16 protein-coding genes are annotated in these 14,858 nt (G+C 74.0%); 5 read left to right on the top strand and 11 right to left on the bottom strand.

What is annotated here, in order from left to right:
• The first annotated feature begins 2 nt into the window (after window positions 1–2).
• The 3 genes from ACH4LD_RS13280 to ACH4LD_RS13270 all read left to right on the top strand — a co-directional run bounded on the left by ACH4LD_RS13280 (window position 3) and on the right by ACH4LD_RS13270 (window position 2,005).
• Window positions 3–548 carry an arginine repressor gene (locus ACH4LD_RS13280; protein ID WP_103812451.1) on the top strand — a complete coding sequence of 182 codons (546 nt, stop codon included), beginning with the start codon at window positions 3–5 and terminating at the stop codon, window positions 546–548.
• Window positions 549–654: 106 nt separating this feature from the next.
• Window positions 655–1,242, top strand: coding sequence for a sigma-70 family RNA polymerase sigma factor (locus tag ACH4LD_RS13275; RefSeq protein ID WP_132786506.1), 588 nt, complete (start codon window positions 655–657; stop codon window positions 1,240–1,242).
• Window positions 1,232–2,005, top strand: coding sequence for a hypothetical protein (locus ACH4LD_RS13270; protein WP_398055822.1), 774 nt, complete (start codon window positions 1,232–1,234; stop codon window positions 2,003–2,005). The genes ACH4LD_RS13275 and ACH4LD_RS13270 overlap by 11 nt, the downstream gene beginning before the upstream one ends.
• Window positions 2,006–2,014: 9 nt before the next feature.
• On the opposite strand, the gene ACH4LD_RS13265 is transcribed toward ACH4LD_RS13270, so the two are convergent.
• The 8 genes from ACH4LD_RS13265 to ACH4LD_RS13230 form a co-directional block, all read right to left on the bottom strand.
• Window positions 2,015–2,923 (bottom strand): serine/threonine-protein kinase, encoded by a 909-nt coding sequence (locus ACH4LD_RS13265; RefSeq protein WP_398055823.1) that lies wholly within the window; start codon window positions 2,921–2,923, stop codon window positions 2,015–2,017.
• The gene (locus ACH4LD_RS13260; protein WP_398055824.1) at window positions 2,920–4,734 is read right to left on the bottom strand and encodes an ABC transporter ATP-binding protein; all 1,815 of its coding nucleotides are present in this window, start codon (window positions 4,732–4,734) and stop codon (window positions 2,920–2,922) included. The genes ACH4LD_RS13265 and ACH4LD_RS13260 overlap by 4 nt, the downstream gene beginning before the upstream one ends.
• 85 nt (window positions 4,735–4,819) lie before the next feature.
• Window positions 4,820–4,987: a hypothetical protein gene (locus ACH4LD_RS13255; RefSeq protein ID WP_398055825.1), complete on the bottom strand. Its 168-nt coding sequence runs from the start codon at window positions 4,985–4,987 to the stop codon at window positions 4,820–4,822.
• Between the two features lie 155 nt (window positions 4,988–5,142).
• Window positions 5,143–5,934 carry an FAD:protein FMN transferase gene (locus ACH4LD_RS13250; RefSeq protein WP_398055966.1) on the bottom strand — a complete coding sequence of 264 codons (792 nt, stop codon included), beginning with the start codon at window positions 5,932–5,934 and terminating at the stop codon, window positions 5,143–5,145.
• 4 nt (window positions 5,935–5,938) lie between these two features.
• Window positions 5,939–6,712, bottom strand: coding sequence for an FMN-binding protein (locus ACH4LD_RS13245; RefSeq protein ID WP_398055826.1), 774 nt, complete (start codon window positions 6,710–6,712; stop codon window positions 5,939–5,941).
• Window positions 6,713–6,728: 16 nt separating this feature from the next.
• Window positions 6,729–8,111, bottom strand: a complete 1,383-nt coding sequence (locus ACH4LD_RS13240; RefSeq protein ID WP_398055827.1) for a ferric reductase-like transmembrane domain-containing protein — start codon at window positions 8,109–8,111, stop codon at window positions 6,729–6,731.
• A 59-nt stretch (window positions 8,112–8,170) separates the two neighbouring features.
• Window positions 8,171–8,623, bottom strand: a complete 453-nt coding sequence (locus tag ACH4LD_RS13235) for an FMN-binding protein (protein WP_398055828.1) — start codon at window positions 8,621–8,623, stop codon at window positions 8,171–8,173.
• Between the two features lie 40 nt (window positions 8,624–8,663).
• Entirely contained in the window at window positions 8,664–10,025 is a 1,362-nt protein-coding gene (locus tag ACH4LD_RS13230; protein WP_398055829.1) for a ferric reductase-like transmembrane domain-containing protein, read from the bottom strand.
• 156 nt (window positions 10,026–10,181) lie between these two features.
• Between ACH4LD_RS13230 and ACH4LD_RS13225 the strand changes: the two genes are divergently transcribed.
• Window positions 10,182–10,922 (top strand): response regulator transcription factor, encoded by a 741-nt coding sequence (locus ACH4LD_RS13225; protein WP_398055830.1) that lies wholly within the window; start codon window positions 10,182–10,184, stop codon window positions 10,920–10,922.
• A complete protein-coding gene (locus ACH4LD_RS13220; protein ID WP_398055831.1) occupies window positions 10,919–12,391 on the top strand; it encodes an ATP-binding protein in 1,473 nt (490 codons plus the stop codon). Before ACH4LD_RS13225 ends, ACH4LD_RS13220 begins: the two co-directional genes overlap by 4 nt.
• A 20-nt stretch (window positions 12,392–12,411) precedes the next feature.
• On the opposite strand, the gene ACH4LD_RS13215 is transcribed toward ACH4LD_RS13220, so the two are convergent.
• The 3 genes from ACH4LD_RS13215 to ACH4LD_RS13205 all read right to left on the bottom strand — a co-directional run bounded on the left by ACH4LD_RS13215 (window position 12,412) and on the right by ACH4LD_RS13205 (window position 14,696).
• Complete coding sequence (locus tag ACH4LD_RS13215; RefSeq protein WP_398055832.1) at window positions 12,412–13,116, bottom strand: L,D-transpeptidase; 705 nt, start codon at window positions 13,114–13,116, stop codon at window positions 12,412–12,414.
• 3 nt (window positions 13,117–13,119) lie between these two features.
• Window positions 13,120–13,707 (bottom strand): pyridoxamine 5'-phosphate oxidase family protein, encoded by a 588-nt coding sequence (locus tag ACH4LD_RS13210; RefSeq protein WP_132786513.1) that lies wholly within the window; start codon window positions 13,705–13,707, stop codon window positions 13,120–13,122.
• Window positions 13,708–13,829: 122 nt separating this feature from the next.
• Window positions 13,830–14,696, bottom strand: coding sequence for a hypothetical protein (locus ACH4LD_RS13205; RefSeq protein WP_398055833.1), 867 nt, complete (start codon window positions 14,694–14,696; stop codon window positions 13,830–13,832).
• Window positions 14,697–14,858: the final 162 nt, after the last annotated feature.

Genomic DNA, 14,858 nt, shown 5'->3' with positions numbered 1-14,858 from the left:
CGATGAGCGAGGCGCAGGACCACGAGGCGGGAAACGGTGCCGGGCCCGCCGTGCCGCAGACCCGCACCGCACGGCACCGCCGGATCGTGGACATCCTCAACCGGCAGCCGGTGCGGTCGCAGAGCCAGCTGGCGAAGCTGCTCGCCGACGACGGGCTGAGCGTGACACAGGCGACGCTCAGCCGGGATCTCGACGAGCTGAACGCGGTGAAGATCCGCAACACCGACGGCGACCTGATCTACGCGGTGCCGAGCGAGGGCGGCTTCCGTACGCCGCGGGCTCCGCTGGGGGAGTCGGCCAAGGAGGAGCGGATGCGGCGGCTCTCCCAGGAGCTGCTGATCTCCGCGGAGGCCTCGGCGAACCTGGTGGTCCTGCGGACTCCTCCGGGGGCCGCGCAGTTCCTCGCCTCCGCCATCGACCAGGCGGAGCTGCACGACATCCTGGGGACGATCGCCGGCGACGACACGTTGCTGCTGATCAGCAGGGACCCCAGCGGGGGCCAGGCCCTGGCGGACCATCTGCTGCGGCTGGCGCAGAACGGGCACTGACCGTGCGGGGCGCGGCCGGCCGACGGAGAATGGGCATGTGATCTTCCGCGGCGAGCGGCCGGGGAGACGGGCAATCCCCTGGCGGCCGTCGAACGTATACAGAGGTGTGGCGGGATATCGGTTCCCCGTCGGCCGCCTCCCGGACGAGGCTCTGCTGTCCGGGCTGGCCGCCGGCGATCCGGAGCTGGCCGTGATCTTCGTACGGAGGTTCCAGCACCGGGTGTTCGGTGTGGCCATGGCCGTCACCGGGGACCAGCAGCTCGCCGAGGACGTCGCCCAGCAGACGTTCGAGCGCGCGTGGCGTCATGCGCAGATCTACGACTCGCGCCGGGGCTCGGTCATGACCTGGCTGACGACCATCGCGCACAACCTGGCCGTCGACGCGATCCGGGCCCGGCGGACGGAACCGCTGGCACCCGAGGACCTCGAAGACCTGCTGGACGCCGTCACGGAGACCCCCGAGCGGTGGGCGCTGGCCGACGAGGCCTCCGCCCTGGTCCGCTCGGCCCTGGCACGGCTGCCACGGGAACAGGCACGGGCGCTGATGATGGCCGGCATCTACGGCATGACGGCCCAGCAGGTCGCCGACGCGGAGAGGATCCCGCTGGGTACCGCCAAGACGCGGATCAGGACGGCGATGGCACGGCTGCGCACCACCGTCGCTTCTCCGGAACGAGGCGACCATGTCCAGTGAAGCGAACTGCGAGAAGCTGCGGGAGATCGGTCCCGAGCTGGCGCTGGGCGTGCTGCCCGGCCGGGAGCGGGCCGAGGCGGTCGCCCATCTGGACCGGTGCGCGGACTGCCGGGAGTACATCCGGCAACTGACCCTGGTCGGCGACCGGCTGGTCGGACTGCTGCCGGACCGCGAGCCGCCGCCCGGCTTCGAGACCCGCGTGGCGCGCGGCCTCGCCCAGTCGACGCCGGCCCCCGGGGGACAGCGACCGGCGGGCGTCTTCGGGCGCTCGCGGCGGGGCCTGCGCCACGGCGCCCGGCGGGCCCGGGTACGGGTCGCCGCGGTCGGTGCCGCGTGCGCCGTCGCCGTCGGATTCGCCGGCTGGGCGGTCGGCACCGCCGTCGAGGAGGTCACCGCCTCGCCGCCGCCCGCCGTCGAGTCGGAGCCGGTGCTGGTCGGGGACATGACCCCGGCCGGGCGCGGCGGGCAGCCCGTCGGCGAGGTCTACGCCCACCCCGGCAGCCCCGGCTGGATCTTCGTGTCCGTCGGCATGACCCGCCCCGGCACCCGGTACACCGGAACGGTCAGCTGTTTCCTGGATCGCGCCGACGGCACCAGCGTCCGCGTCGGCGACTTCCCCGTGCGCGACGGCCACGGCAGCTGGGGCGTGGTGGTTCCCGTCGACCTCACCCGGTACGCCGGAGCCCGTCTGACGTCGCCCGACGGCACCGTCCTCGCCACCGCGCAGCTACGGAAGGGGCAGGTCCTCGCCCCGGAGGCGTGAACCGTCCGCTCAGCCGCCGCGGGGCGGGACGGGCAGCGCCGCCTCCAGTGCGGCGGCCAGCGCGGCGACAGTGGGCCGCGCCGCCGGATCGGCGCGCAGACAGCCGTCGACGGCGGCGGCGACAGGGGCCGGCAGGCGCCGCCGGGACGCGACCGGCGGCGCCCCGCGCTCCAGCCGCGGCCACCGGCCGGCCGGGCCACCGGTGCCGGTCCCGTCGTCCGTCTCGTCCCCGGGGCGGGGCCCGGACGCCGTCCCGCCGGCCGTGCGGCACTCGAAGGGCAGGTCACCGCACGCGACCTCGTACAGGGTGACGCCGATGCCCCAAACATCGGCGGCGGCCGTGAGCATCCCGCCGCGGGCCTGCTCCGGGGCGCGGTAGCAGCAGGTGCCGAGCCCCGCCGGGGCGGGCCCCGCAGGCCGGGCGACGCTCAGGTCCAGCACCTTCGCGAGACCGCGGTCCACCACCACGTTCGACGGCTTGAGGTCCAGGTGCAGCAGGCCCCGGCCGTGCAGGTAGTGGACGGCGGAGCACAGCTGCGCCCCGAGGAGCGCCACGTCGGCCGCGGACGGCCGGCGCCGCAGCCGGTGCAGCAGGTGGGACAGCGTCTCACCGGTCAGCGTCTCCAGGACGACGAGCGGCTCGGGCTCGGTGAAGACGTCGTAGGCGCGGACCAGATGGGGGTGGGTGAAGTCCCGCAGCCACCGTCCCTCGCGCAGCAGCCGCTCACCCAGCCGCCGTTCGTCCCGTCGGTCGGGGCGCACGGTCTTGAGCACGCACCGGCAGTGCCGTTCCTCGCTCCAGGCGTCGTACACGTCGAGCCAGCCGGTGCGTGTGAGCCCCGCCAGCACCCGGTAGCCCGGCACCGGCCGCGTGCCGGGGGCCAGGGGCGGGGCGTCCGCCCCGGCGGGGACGCTCATGACCGCACCGCTCCCGTGTGCAGCCGGTGCAGCCGGGCGTAGGTGCCGTCGTGCCCGAGCAGGTCGTCGTGGGTGCCGTGCTCGATGATCCGGCCGCGGTCGAGCACCAGGATGCGCGTGGCGTCGCGGACGGTCAGCAGGTTGTGGGAGATGACGACGGTCGTGCGCCCGGCCATGAGCCGGCGCAGCGGGTCCATGATCCGCCGGCCGGACCGGACGTCGAGCCCGGCCGTCGGTTCGTCCAGGAGCAGGACGGGCGCGTCCCGGATCATCGCGCGGGCGATCGCCAGGCGCTGGCACTGTCCGCCGGAGAGGGTCCGGCCGCGCTGGCCGACCAGCGTGTCGTAGCCCTCCGGGAGCAGTTCGATGAACGCGTGGGCGTCCGCCGCCCGCGCCGCCTCGACGATGTCCGCGTCCGTGGCGCCCGGCCGCCCGTAGGCGATGTTGTCCCGCACGGTGCCGTGGAAGACGAGCGTCTCCTGGAGCACCACCGCCACGCTGTCCCGCACGGCGGACAGGCTGAGCCGGCGCAGATCGGTCCCGTCGAGGCGGACCGCGCCGCGGTCGGGGTCGTAGAAGCGCAGCTGGAGCCTGGCGATCGTCGACTTGCCCGCCCCGCTGTCCCCGACCAGCGCCAGCGTCTCCCCGGGCGCCACGTGGAAGGACACGTCCGACAGCGCCCAGGACGAGCCGCCCGGATAGCGGAACCACACCCCGTCGAACTCCACGTCCCCCCGGGCGCGGCCGGTCCGCCGGGCGTCCGGGGCCTCGGTCACCTGGGGCCGCTGGTCCAGCAGCTCGATGATCCGTTCCGCCGAGGCGGAGGCCGCGTAGAAGGTGGTGCCGAGGCGGGACAGGCCGCGGACCGGGCCGTACAGCTTGCCGATCAGCGCGAGGAAGACCAGCAGTCCGCCGAGCGTGAGCTGCCCCTGGGCCAGCTTCCAGGTGCCCAGGCCCATCACCGCGAGACCGCCGGCCACCTCGATGACCTCCACGACGGGTCCGTACACGGCACGGATCCGCGCCGAGGCCATCGCCGCCCGGAACCGGCCCAGGTTCTCCCGTTCGAACCGGTGCGCCTCCCAGCCCTGCCGGTTGTACGCCTGCACCAGGACGACGTTGCCCAGCGACTCCTCGGCGATCGCGCTGAGCGAACCGCTGCGGCGCCTGCGCTCCCGCGACGCCTCCTTGAGCAGCCGCGAGAAGTGCCGGGCGGCGCCCCAGAACAGGGGCACGATGACGAGGGCGAGCACGGTCAGGTCCCAGCGCAGGTAGAGCAGCAGGCCGAGGAAGACGGCGAGGCGGACGACGTAGTAGAGGGCGTCCGCCACGCCCGAGAGCAGGAACGTCTCCACCGCGTCGACGTCGCCCGTGACCCGGGACAGCACGTCCCCGAGCCTGCGCCGCTCGAAGAAGCCGAGCGACAGCCCCTGGACGTGCCGGAACACGTCGGAGCGCAGGGCGAGCAGGAAGCGCTCGCCGACCCAGGTGGACGTCACGTCGTCGGCGAAGCCGAGGACGCCGGAGCACAGGACCAGGCCCAGGAAGGCCGGCGCGATCCACACGAAGGGGCGCAGGTCCCGGGGGACGAGCACGTCGTCCACCAGGATCTTGAAGAGCCACAGCTCCGCGGCGTCGACGGCGGGACCGGTCAGGCTGAACAGGACGACGGGCACGAGCCAGCGCCGGCCGCCGCGGGTGTACGGCCAGAACCGCCGGAACACCTCGCGCGGGGGCACCGGGGGCGCGGCCGCCACCACGGCATCGGAGGTCTCGCCCGCCGGGAGCAGTCGTCGCAGGACATGCGCCATGGCATGCGTCCCTCGTCGCGTTCCTCGGGCATCGGCCGAGCGGACCGGGTCCTTGGGCCTCCGGTCCGCTCAGCGTCGTACGCGATCAGTAGTTGTCGTGGCCGTGGCGGTCGCCGTGGCCGTGGCGCTCGTCGTGGTCGCGGCGGTCGCCGTGGTCGTGGTCGTGGTCATGGTCGTGGTCGTGACCATGCCGCGAGCTGTCGTCCCTGTCGCGGTCCCGCATCGCGGGCAGCAGACTGCTGAAGATGGCCATGTCGTTTCCTCCTGGAACTTGCCTCACAGGGGATACGTCCCAGGGCGGAAGTCGGATGGCGTCACGGAGGAAGAAATTTCCGGAGGGTGAACCGGGAGCCGCGTGAACTCCCGTCCGGTGGACCGGAAGCCGCGTGACCCGGGAGCCGGCTGCTCTCAGCCCAGCCGCGCCGCCAGCCCCCCGGTGCACCGCACCTCGTCACCGGCGGTGATCAGCAGGGCCTCCACGTCCGGCAGGGACTCCAGCCAGGCCAGTGCGGCCCGCGAACCCATCGCGAACGCGGCCGTGGCCCAGCAGTCGACGAACGTCAGGCGCGGCCCCACCACCGTCACCGCCACCAGGTCCGTCACCGCCGACCGACCGGTGCGCGGATCGACGATGTGCGCCCCCCGCTCCGCCGTGCCGGACGTCGCCACCGCCAGCTCCTGCGTGCCCGCCGCCGAGACGACCGCCGCCAGCCCGCCGGGCCGGAGCGGATCGGCCACCCCCACCCGCCAGGGACGCTGCGGCTCCGGCGCGCCCAGCAACTGCACGTCCCCGCCCCCGTTGACGCTCACCCCCCGCACCCCGGCCACCGCGGCCAGCATCCGCGCCGCCCGCTCGGCCGCCCAGCCCTTGACGATGCCGGTGGGGTCCAGCGGGCCCCGGTAACGCGTGCTGAACCACCCCTCGCTCACCCGCTCCGCCTCGGTCGCCAGCTCCAGCACCTCGGCCACCTCGGGAGCGCACCCCGAGGCGTCGAGCTCCCCCCGGGCCAGCCGTGACACCTCGCTGTCCTCGCGGTAGGTGCTGAAGAGCGCGTCCGCCCGGTGCAGCCCGGCGACGGCCTCGGCGAGCGCCGCCCGTACCACCTCCGGATCCCCGCCGCGGACGTCGAAGGAGAAGACCGTCCCCATGACCTCCTCCGCGTGACGCACCGCGGCGGGTGCCTTCGCCGGCTCTGCCACCGTGTCAGCCACCGGCCTGGTCCAGGGCCGACTGGAGGGACTGCCGGTAGCCGGTGCTGGTGTAGGTGGCTCCCGAGACGGCGTCGATGTCCGCCGTTCCCGCCGCCACGGCTTCCTGGTTGAGCCTGGGGACGGCGAGCTGCGTCTTCTGGTCGCTGAGGCCGCCCTTGGGGGCCTGTACCGCCTCGGCCTCGGTGATCTTCCCGCCGCTGACCGTGATCCGGACCTGGACCGGCCCGTACTGGGTCCGCACGGCCTTCCCGGTGACGGTCCGCGCCCGCGCCGCGCCGGCCGCACCGGAGGTACCCGGCGACGCCGGCTTGATCTTGTCCAGCGCGGACTGCAACGACTTCCTGTAGCCCTCGCTCGTGTACGTCGCCCCGGAGACGGCGTCGATGTCCGCCGTTCCCGCCGCCACGGCTTCCTGGTTGAGCCTGGGGACGGCGAGCTGCGTCTTCTGGTCGCTGAGGCCGCCCTTGGGGGCCTGTACCGCCTCGGCCTTGGTGATCTTCCCGCCGCTGACGGTCAGCCGTACCTGCACGGCCCCGTACTGCGTCTGTGCCGCGTCACCGGTCACTGTGCCGGAGCCGGCCGGGGCCGCGCCGCCCGCTCCGCCCTGCGGCGACTCCTGCCCGGCCGCCGTCGCCTGCGGGGCCGCGCCCGCAGCCGACGCGGCGGCCGGATCCGACGCCGGCTTCAGCGACAGCAGCAGCACGACACCGGACACGGTGGCGGCGGTGGCCAGCACGACCCGCCGCACGGGGTGGCTCTTCCTCATCGGTTCGCAGCTCCGCTCACATCTCGAACGACTCGTGGTGGATACGGCGGGCGGGCACCCCCGCCTCGCGCAGTGCCTCGTACACCGACTGCGCGAAGCCGGGCGGACCGCACATGAAGACGTCGTGCCGGTCGATGTCCGGCATCTTCCGCCGGAGGTTCTCCGCGGAGATGTCCGGCCGCTCGCCCTCCGGGCTGTTCACCGCGTACATCAGCCGGGCCCCGCGCTCCTCGGCGATGGCCGCCAGCTCGTCCCACAGCGCCAGGTCCTGGGTGGTGTTCGCCCGGTACAGGAGCGTGATGTCACCGGCCGCACCGGGCAGCGTCTCGAACAGCGCCCGCATCGGCGTGATGCCCACCCCGCCCGCGACCAGCAGCACCTTGCCACGGCTGCGGCGCTGCGCGGTGAGCGCGCCGTACGGGCCCTCCGCCCACACCTTCGTCCCGGGCGCCAGCTCGCGCAGCCGGGCGCTGTGGTCGCCGATCGCCTTCACCGTGATCCGCAGCATGCCGGGGCGTGGGGCGGCCGAGAGGGAGTACGGGTGCGAGCTGAACCGCATCCCGGGGGCGAGGAACCGCCAGCGGAAGAACTGGCCCGCCTCCGCGCCCATCCGGTGCAGCTTCCGCCCGCCGATCAGCACCGACACGATGCCCGGCGTCTCCTCGATCACCGCTTCCACATACATGCGGTGCCGGAGGTTCAGCCGGATCGGGGTGAGGATCCGGTACCAGACCACCAGCGCGGTGACCACGCCGTACAGGCCGTACCAGAAGGTCCTGGCGGCGGGTTCCACCGCGAAGTCGTTGCCGGTGGTGATCTGGTGCCAGAACGTCAGGAACACCGCCGCGTAGGTCAGCAGGTGGACGTGGTACCAGGTGTCGTACGGCAGCCGGCGGCGGACCGGGCCGATCGACGTCAGCCCGATGACCACGAACAGGCCCGTGCCGATGGCCGCCTTGCCCATGTCCGGCAGCTGGTCGACGGAGTCGACGGTCTGCTGGACGATGTCGCCGAGGGACCTGCCGGCCTGGCGCGCGTATCCCCACATGACGAGGAAGACGTGGGCGACGATCAGGCACAGCGTGTACCGGCCGCTCATCGCGTGCCAGCGGGCCACCCGGTCGGAACCGACCCGCCGCTCCAGCGCCGGGACGCGCGCCATCTGGAGCACGACCAGCGCCATGAGGTAGCCGGCCAGCAGACCGGTGATCCGGCCCGCGCCCAGGATCCGGCCGGTGTCGTCGGCGATGGAGGGGGTGTTGTGCCACCAGAGCCACAGCACGGCCGCCGCGCCCGCCCAGACGGCGAGCAGCAGCGGTACGGCCGGGGAGCGGCGCGGGCGGATGCGGCGCATCGTCTGTCGGCGGGCGGCACGTCCGCCTGCGAGCGTGGTGGTCACGGTTCCTCCGTGGGGACTTGACCCATGGCCCACAGATACGTGCCGCAGGGCGGGAGTGTTCAGAGCCCCGCCGAGTCCAGCGCGGACTGGAGTGACTGCCGGTAACCGTCACTGGTGTACGTGGCTCCCGACACCGTGTCGATCTGGGCGCTCTGCGCCGCCAGCGCCTCGCGCCGCAGCTCGGGCAGGGCGTAGCTGTTGATCTCCTGGTCGCGTGGGTTCTCCTGCGGGTAGCTGACGGCCGTCACGTCGGTGAGCCTGCCGTTCCGCACGGTGACGCGTACCTGGACCGGGCCCCAGCGGGTCTGCACGGTGTCCCCGGTGGCCGTCCTGGTCCCGGCGGCCGAGCCGGGCGCAGGACTGCTCGACGCGGCGGGGGACCTGGTGCTCGCCGTCGCCACCGTGGGCGCCGTGTGCGGCTTCAGCGCCAGCAGCAGCACCATCCCGGAGACGGTGGCGGCACTCGCCAGCACGATCCGGCGCAGGGGACGGTTCTTGTTCAACGCGTGCATGTCTGGCCCTTCTCGGTCTCCGTGCGGGTCTCTCTGCGGCTCACAGCTCGAACGACTCGTGGTGGATGCGGCGGTCCGCCACCCCGGCCGCCCGCAGCGCCCGGTACACGTCCTGGGCGAAGCCGTGCGGCCCGCAGAGGAAGACGTCGTAGTCGCGGGCGAGGCCGGGGAAGGTGGCGCGCAACGACTCCGCCGTCAGGGCCGGGCGCTCCCCGCCCGGGCCGTTGAGCGCGTACAGCACCCGCCCGCCGCGCCAGCGGGCGATCGCCTCCAGCTCGCCGCCCAGCGCCAGGTCCTCGGCCGAGCGCGCCCGGTACAGCAGGGTGACCTCGCCGGGCAGCGTCTCGAACAGCGCCCGCAGCGGCGTGACGCCGACGCCGGCCGCGATCAGCAGGGTGTGCCGCCCGGCGGCCCGGCCGGCGGTCAGGGCGCCGTACGGGCCCTCCGCCCACACCCGGGTGCCGGGGCGCAGCAGGGCCACGGCCGCGCTGTGGTCGCCGAGCGCCTTGACCGTGATGCGCAGCAGGTCCGGGCGCGGCGGCGCCGACAGGGAGTACGGCGTCGACGTCCGGCGCATCCCCTCGGCGAGGAACCGCCAGCGGAAGAACTCGCCCGGCCGCACCCCCAGCTCGTCCAGGTTCCGCCCCCGTACGACGACCGAGTACACACCCGGCGCCTCCTGGTGCACCGAGTCGACCCGCAGGCGGTGGCGCAGGTTGAGCCGTACCGGGGCGAGGATCCGGAACCACAGCACCAGGGCCGCCACGCCCAGGTACAGCGCGTACCAGGCGGCGGTCGCGACCGGCTCGCCGTTGAACTCCTCGCCGAGGGCGAGCTGGTGCCCGAAGGCGAGGAACACGGCCGCGTACGTCAGCAGGTGGACGTAGTACCAGAACTCGTGGCTCGTCCGGCGGCGCACGGCCCGCGCCGAGGTGACACCGACCGCGAGGAGGATCAGCGTGCCGGCGGTGGCCTTCAGCATCTCCGGGTAGTCGAGGACGACGGTCACCGCCTCGTGCCAGAGGGAGGCCCGGTCCTGGGCGGCGTACCCGGCGAGGATCAGCACCACGTGCGCGAGCAGCAGGCAGACGGTGTACCGGCCGGCCAGCGCGTGCCAGCGCGCCACCCGGTCCGAGCCGATGCGCCGCTCCAGCAGCGGCACCCGCGCCATCAGCCCGACCAGCACCGCGCAGGCGTACCCGCACAGCAGCCCGGCGATCCGCCCGGCCCCGGTCAGCCAACCGGCCGCCCCGACCACGGACCCGGTGTCCGCCCACCAGAGCGCCAGTACGGCCGCCGCCCCCGCCCACAGCAGGGCCAGCACGGGCCCGGCGGGGGAGCGCCGTGCGGTCACGGGCAGCGGCGGGGCCGGGGCCGCCCGTCGCGCATCCACGGTGGTCATCTGATGTCGCCGTCCTTTCGTCCGTCGGCCAGGCCACTGTGCGGGGCGAAGCTCTGAGACAGCTCTGAGCGGGGCCCCGCCGGGGCGGACTCACAGGAAACTCAGAGGAGGCCGGGGCGCCCGGAGCGCCGGGGACCGGCGATGCTGGAAGGCGCGATGAACACCACCCGCTCCGGCCGCCCCGCACTCACCCGCCCCGACGGCACCCCGCTGCGCGTCCTCGTCGTCGACGACGATCCCGACCTCGCGGAGGTGCTCACCGGAGCCCTGCGCTACGAGCGCTGGGAGGTGCGCGCGGCCGGCGACGGCGCCGCCGCCCTCGCCGCCGCCCGCGAGCTGATGCCCGACGCCGTCGTCCTGGACGTGATGCTCCCGGACACCGACGGCTTCGCGGTGCTGCGCCGCCTGCACGAGGTGAAACCCGATGTGTGCGTGCTCTTCCTGACGGCGCGGGACGCGGTCGAGGACCGTATCGCCGGGATCACCGCGGGCGGCGACGACTACGTCACCAAGCCCTTCAGCCTGGAGGAGGTCGTCGCCCGGCTGCGCGGCCTGCTGCGCCGGGCCGGCATGGCCCGCACGCAGGAGGAGGGCCCGCGGCTGGTCGTCGGGGACCTGGTGATGGACGAGGACGCCCGCGAGGTGACCCGGGCCGGGGAGCTGATCGACCTCTCGCCGACCGAGTTCGAACTCCTCCGCTTCCTCATGCGCAACCCGCGCCGCGTGCTCAGCAAGGCGCAGATCCTCGACCGGGTCTGGTCCTACGACTTCGGCGGCCGGGCCCATGTCGTCGAGCTGTACATCTCCTACCTGCGCAAGAAGGTCGACGCGGGCCGCGACCCCATGATCCACACCGTGCGCGGCGCCGGCTACGTCCTGAAGCCGGTGACCAGGTGACCCGGCCGCGCCCCCGCACTCTGCGCCCCCGCACCCTCCGGGCCCGGCTCACCGTCGGGCTGGTGACGCTGCTCGCGGTGAGCTGCGCGGCCGTCGGCCTGGCCGCGGTCGTGGAACTGAACGGCTTCCTCACCCAGCGCCTGGACGAACAGCTCGCCCAGGTCGGAACCCGCTTCCCGGAGAGCCTGGAGCACGAAGGCCGGCTGCCCGACGACCACGACGGCGACGAGCACGCCGACACCCGCCGCATGGCCACCGGCACCTTCGGCGCCCGGCTGCTGAACGGCACCGTCACCCACAAGGGGCTCATCCGCTCCGGCGACCCCGCCGCCGACCTGAACGTGGACCTGACCGCGCGGGACGCCGGCCGGCTGGCCCGGGTACCGGCCGACGGCAGGCCCCACACCGTCGAACTGACCTCCCTGGACGACTACCGGGTCATCGCCACCCCCGGCCGGGACGGCGACGTGCTGCTCGTCGGCCTCCCCCTGGAGCCGGTCCAGGCCACGGTCCACCGGCTGGAACTGGTGGCCGGCGTCGTCTTCGGCCTCGCCCTGGTCGTCACGGGCGTGGCCGGAGCGTGCTGGGTCCGCTGGTCGCTCCGGCCGCTCAGCCGGGTCGCCGCCACCGCCACCCGGGTCAGCGAGCTCCCGCTGGCCAGCGGCGAGGTCGCGCTGCCGCCCCGGGCCCCGGACACCGACCCGCACGGCGAGGTCGGCCAGGTGGCCACGGCCTTCAACCGCATGCTGGGCCACGTGGAGGACGCGCTCACCAAGCGGCACGCCGTGGAGGAGCGGCTACGGCGCTTCGCCGCCGACGCCAGCCACGAACTGCGCACCCCGGTCGCCTCGGTCCGCGGCCACGCCGAACTGGCCCTCCTGCACCCGGGCCCGGTGCCACCGGAGGTCACCCGCGCCCTGGACCGCATCACGGCCGAGTCCGCCCGCATGGGCGAGATGGTCGACGACCTGCTCCTGCTCGCCCGCCTGGACGCGGGCCGCCCGCTGGAACGCCGGCCGGTGGACCTGACCCGCCTGGTCCTGGACGCGGTGACGGACGCCCGCGCCGCGGGCCCCGCCCACCGCTGGACCCTGGACCTGCCGGAGGAACCGGTGACGGTGCCGGGCGACGCCCACCGCCTCCACCAGGCGCTCGCCAACCTGCTGGCCAACGCGCGTCTGCACACACCGGCCGGCACGAAGGTGACGATCACCCTGGAGGCCGGTGCCGCCGAGGCCGCCCTCGCGGTCCACGACGACGGCCCCGGCGTCCCCGAGGACGTCCGGCCCACCGTCTTCGAACGCTTCACCCGGGCGGAACACCGCCGCCGAGCCGATGCCCCCGGCGGGGGAGCGGGCCTGGGCCTGTCGATCGTGGCGGCGGTGGCGGAGGCGCACGGGGGAACCGTGGAACTGGAGAGCCGGCCCGGCGCGACGACGTTCACGGTGCGTCTGCCCGTGACGCCCTGACGGGCCCGTCACCACGCGCTTCAGTAGCGGCCGACCGCCGTCGCCCCGCTCTCCGTGCCGATGGCGATGTGCGGCTTGGCCGCGGGGTCGGCCCAGGTGAGGATCCGGCGCATGGCGTCCTGTGGCACGGACACGCAACCGGCGGTCGCCGCCCGGCCGTTGACGTGCAGGAAGATCCCGGCTCCGCGTCCCCGCACGGGCCGGTCGTAGTTGAAGGCGATGACGAGGCCGTACGCGTACTGGGTGCCGTAGTCGATCAGGTGCTCGGCCTCGGCGGCGCGGCAGTCGGCGGGGAGCGGGTCGACCCAGCGGTTGTAGGAGCGGGAGTCGTTGTCCTGACACCACCAGGAGCTCTCCCGGACCGGGCGGTACGTGACCCGTGTGCCGGCCGGCGCGGCCTTGATCCCGAAGCCGAAGGGGAGGCCGTACAGCCCGGTCGGTGTCGTGTTCGTGCCCTGCTCGCGGGCGCCGCCGTCCACCAGCCCGCCCGCTCCGAACCGGGCCGGTGCCCAGCCGGCCCGGACCCACCGGCCGTCCCGCAGGTCCCACCAGCTGACCGTGCCCGTCGTGGCCTTGGTGTCCGGGGCCTGGGCGACGATCAGCTGGCGGCCGCCGCCCGTGTCCGCCATCCCCGCGGGCAGCGGCACCGGGCCGCGGCCGGGCGCGGCGCCGAGCAGGGCGAGGGCGGAGGCGGAGACGAGGGCGAGGACCACACCGGGGCGCATGGCTCAGACGGTAGAGGGCGGCAGCGGCAACGGCAGCCCGGGGAGGCCGTCCAGGCTAGTGGCGATGTGCTCCTTCTTCTCGAAGTACGCGCTCAGCGAGGCGTCGTCCTCGCGGGCGAAGCGCCTGCCGTGCAGGTCGCGGTCCTCCTCGTACGCCATGTGGGGGACGGCGTATCCGCAGCTGTCCCGGACCAGTTCGGCGCGGACGACGATGACCGCGCGGAGCCCGTGGAGGCTCGGGTCGATGTCCGGGAAGTGGGCGAGCAGTTCCGGGAAACGCGGGTCGTCACGGAAGACCGGCTCGCCCCGGCCGTGCACGCGCACGATGTTCGGCGGGCCCTGGAAGGCGCACCACATCAGCGTGATCCGCCCGTTCTCCCTGAGGTGCGCGACGGTCTCGGCGGTGGACCCGGCGAAGTCCAGGTAGGCCACGGTGAGTTCGTCGAGCACGGCGAAGGAGCCCTTGAGGCCCTTGGGGGAGAGGTTGACCGTGCCGTCACCGGAGAGCGGGGCGGTCGCGGTGAAGAAGAGGGGCTGCTCCTCGATGAACGTGCGCAGCCTGCCGTCTATGTGCTCATAGGTCTTTCCCATGTCTGCCGAGTATCGGCGGAAGTTCTTCGGCTGTCTAAGTAATTGCCGGATCCGGCGCGGGGAGTTCGCCGTGGCCGCCCCGGCCGGCGCTTCCCACGGGGCGGCCACGGCTGCCTGTCACCTCACTGGGTGAGGGTGCAGGCGGCCAGTGAGTCCAGCCCCGTCGGCTTGGCGGAGGTGCGGCCGATGGCGATGGCGATGCGGTCGATGGTCGAGGCGCGCTTGTCCTTCAGCGGGCCGAGGATCGCGTTGTCGACGAAGTTCGGTCCGCCCTGGCCGACCGTGTCGGCCAGCCGGGTGCTGGCCTCCTTGATCTGGGTCTGGAGGAGGGCGAGATTCCGGTCGACCTCGGCCTTCGCGGAGGCGGGGACGGCGGGCAGCTTGGAGGCGACGTCCGGGCAGGTGATCGTCCCGGCCCCGGTGTTCCCGCCGGCCGTGCCGCCTCCGCCCGCCGCCGTGCCGCCTCCGCCCGCCGTGCCGGCGCCCGACTGCTGGGTGGCGGGAGCGCTCGGGGCGGTGCCGGTGGACGCCCCGCCGCCGCCCGCGTTCAGGGTGCAGGGCGCCAGCGCGTCCAGCCCGGCCGGCTTGGCCGCCGTACGCCCGATGGCCGTGGCGATGCGGTTGACGGTGGCCACGCGCTTGTCCTTCAGCGGGCCGAGGATCGCGTTGTCGACGAAGTTCGGTCCGCCCTGGCCGACCGTGTCGGCCAGCCGGGTGCTGGCCTCCTTGATCTGGGTCTGGAGGAGGGTGAGGTTCCGGTCGACCTCGGCCTTCGCGGAGGCGGGGACGGCGGGCAGCTTGGAGGCGACGTCCGGGCAGGTGATCGTCCCGGGGCTCGCCAGGGTGCGGGCACCGGTCGCGCCGTCGCTCTTGGCGGGGGTGCCGGCGAGGGCGGAGCCGGCGATCACCGCGCCGGACAGCACCACGGCGGCGGCGCCGCCGATGACCGCCACACGACGCTTGTTGTACTTCGGAAGAGCCCTGGACATGCGAATGCCTCACTCGGGTCGGGAGTGTCGTCGTCGGACGAACGCGGCGCCTGCGTTCGTCCGAGGAGTACGAGAAAGCGGTTGCGCGCGTTCAGCCCCGGAGGAGATTGACGAATCATGCAGAGTTCTGCATACTCATGCATGTCAGCGAATGCACTGTGA

It is taken from the genome of Streptomyces sp. NPDC017676, assembly GCF_044329325.1.
Classification (GTDB): Bacteria; Actinomycetota; Actinomycetes; order Streptomycetales; family Streptomycetaceae; genus Streptomyces.
The sequence above is the reverse complement of the archived record's forward strand: the minus strand, read 5'-3'. Positions and strand labels throughout refer to the sequence as shown.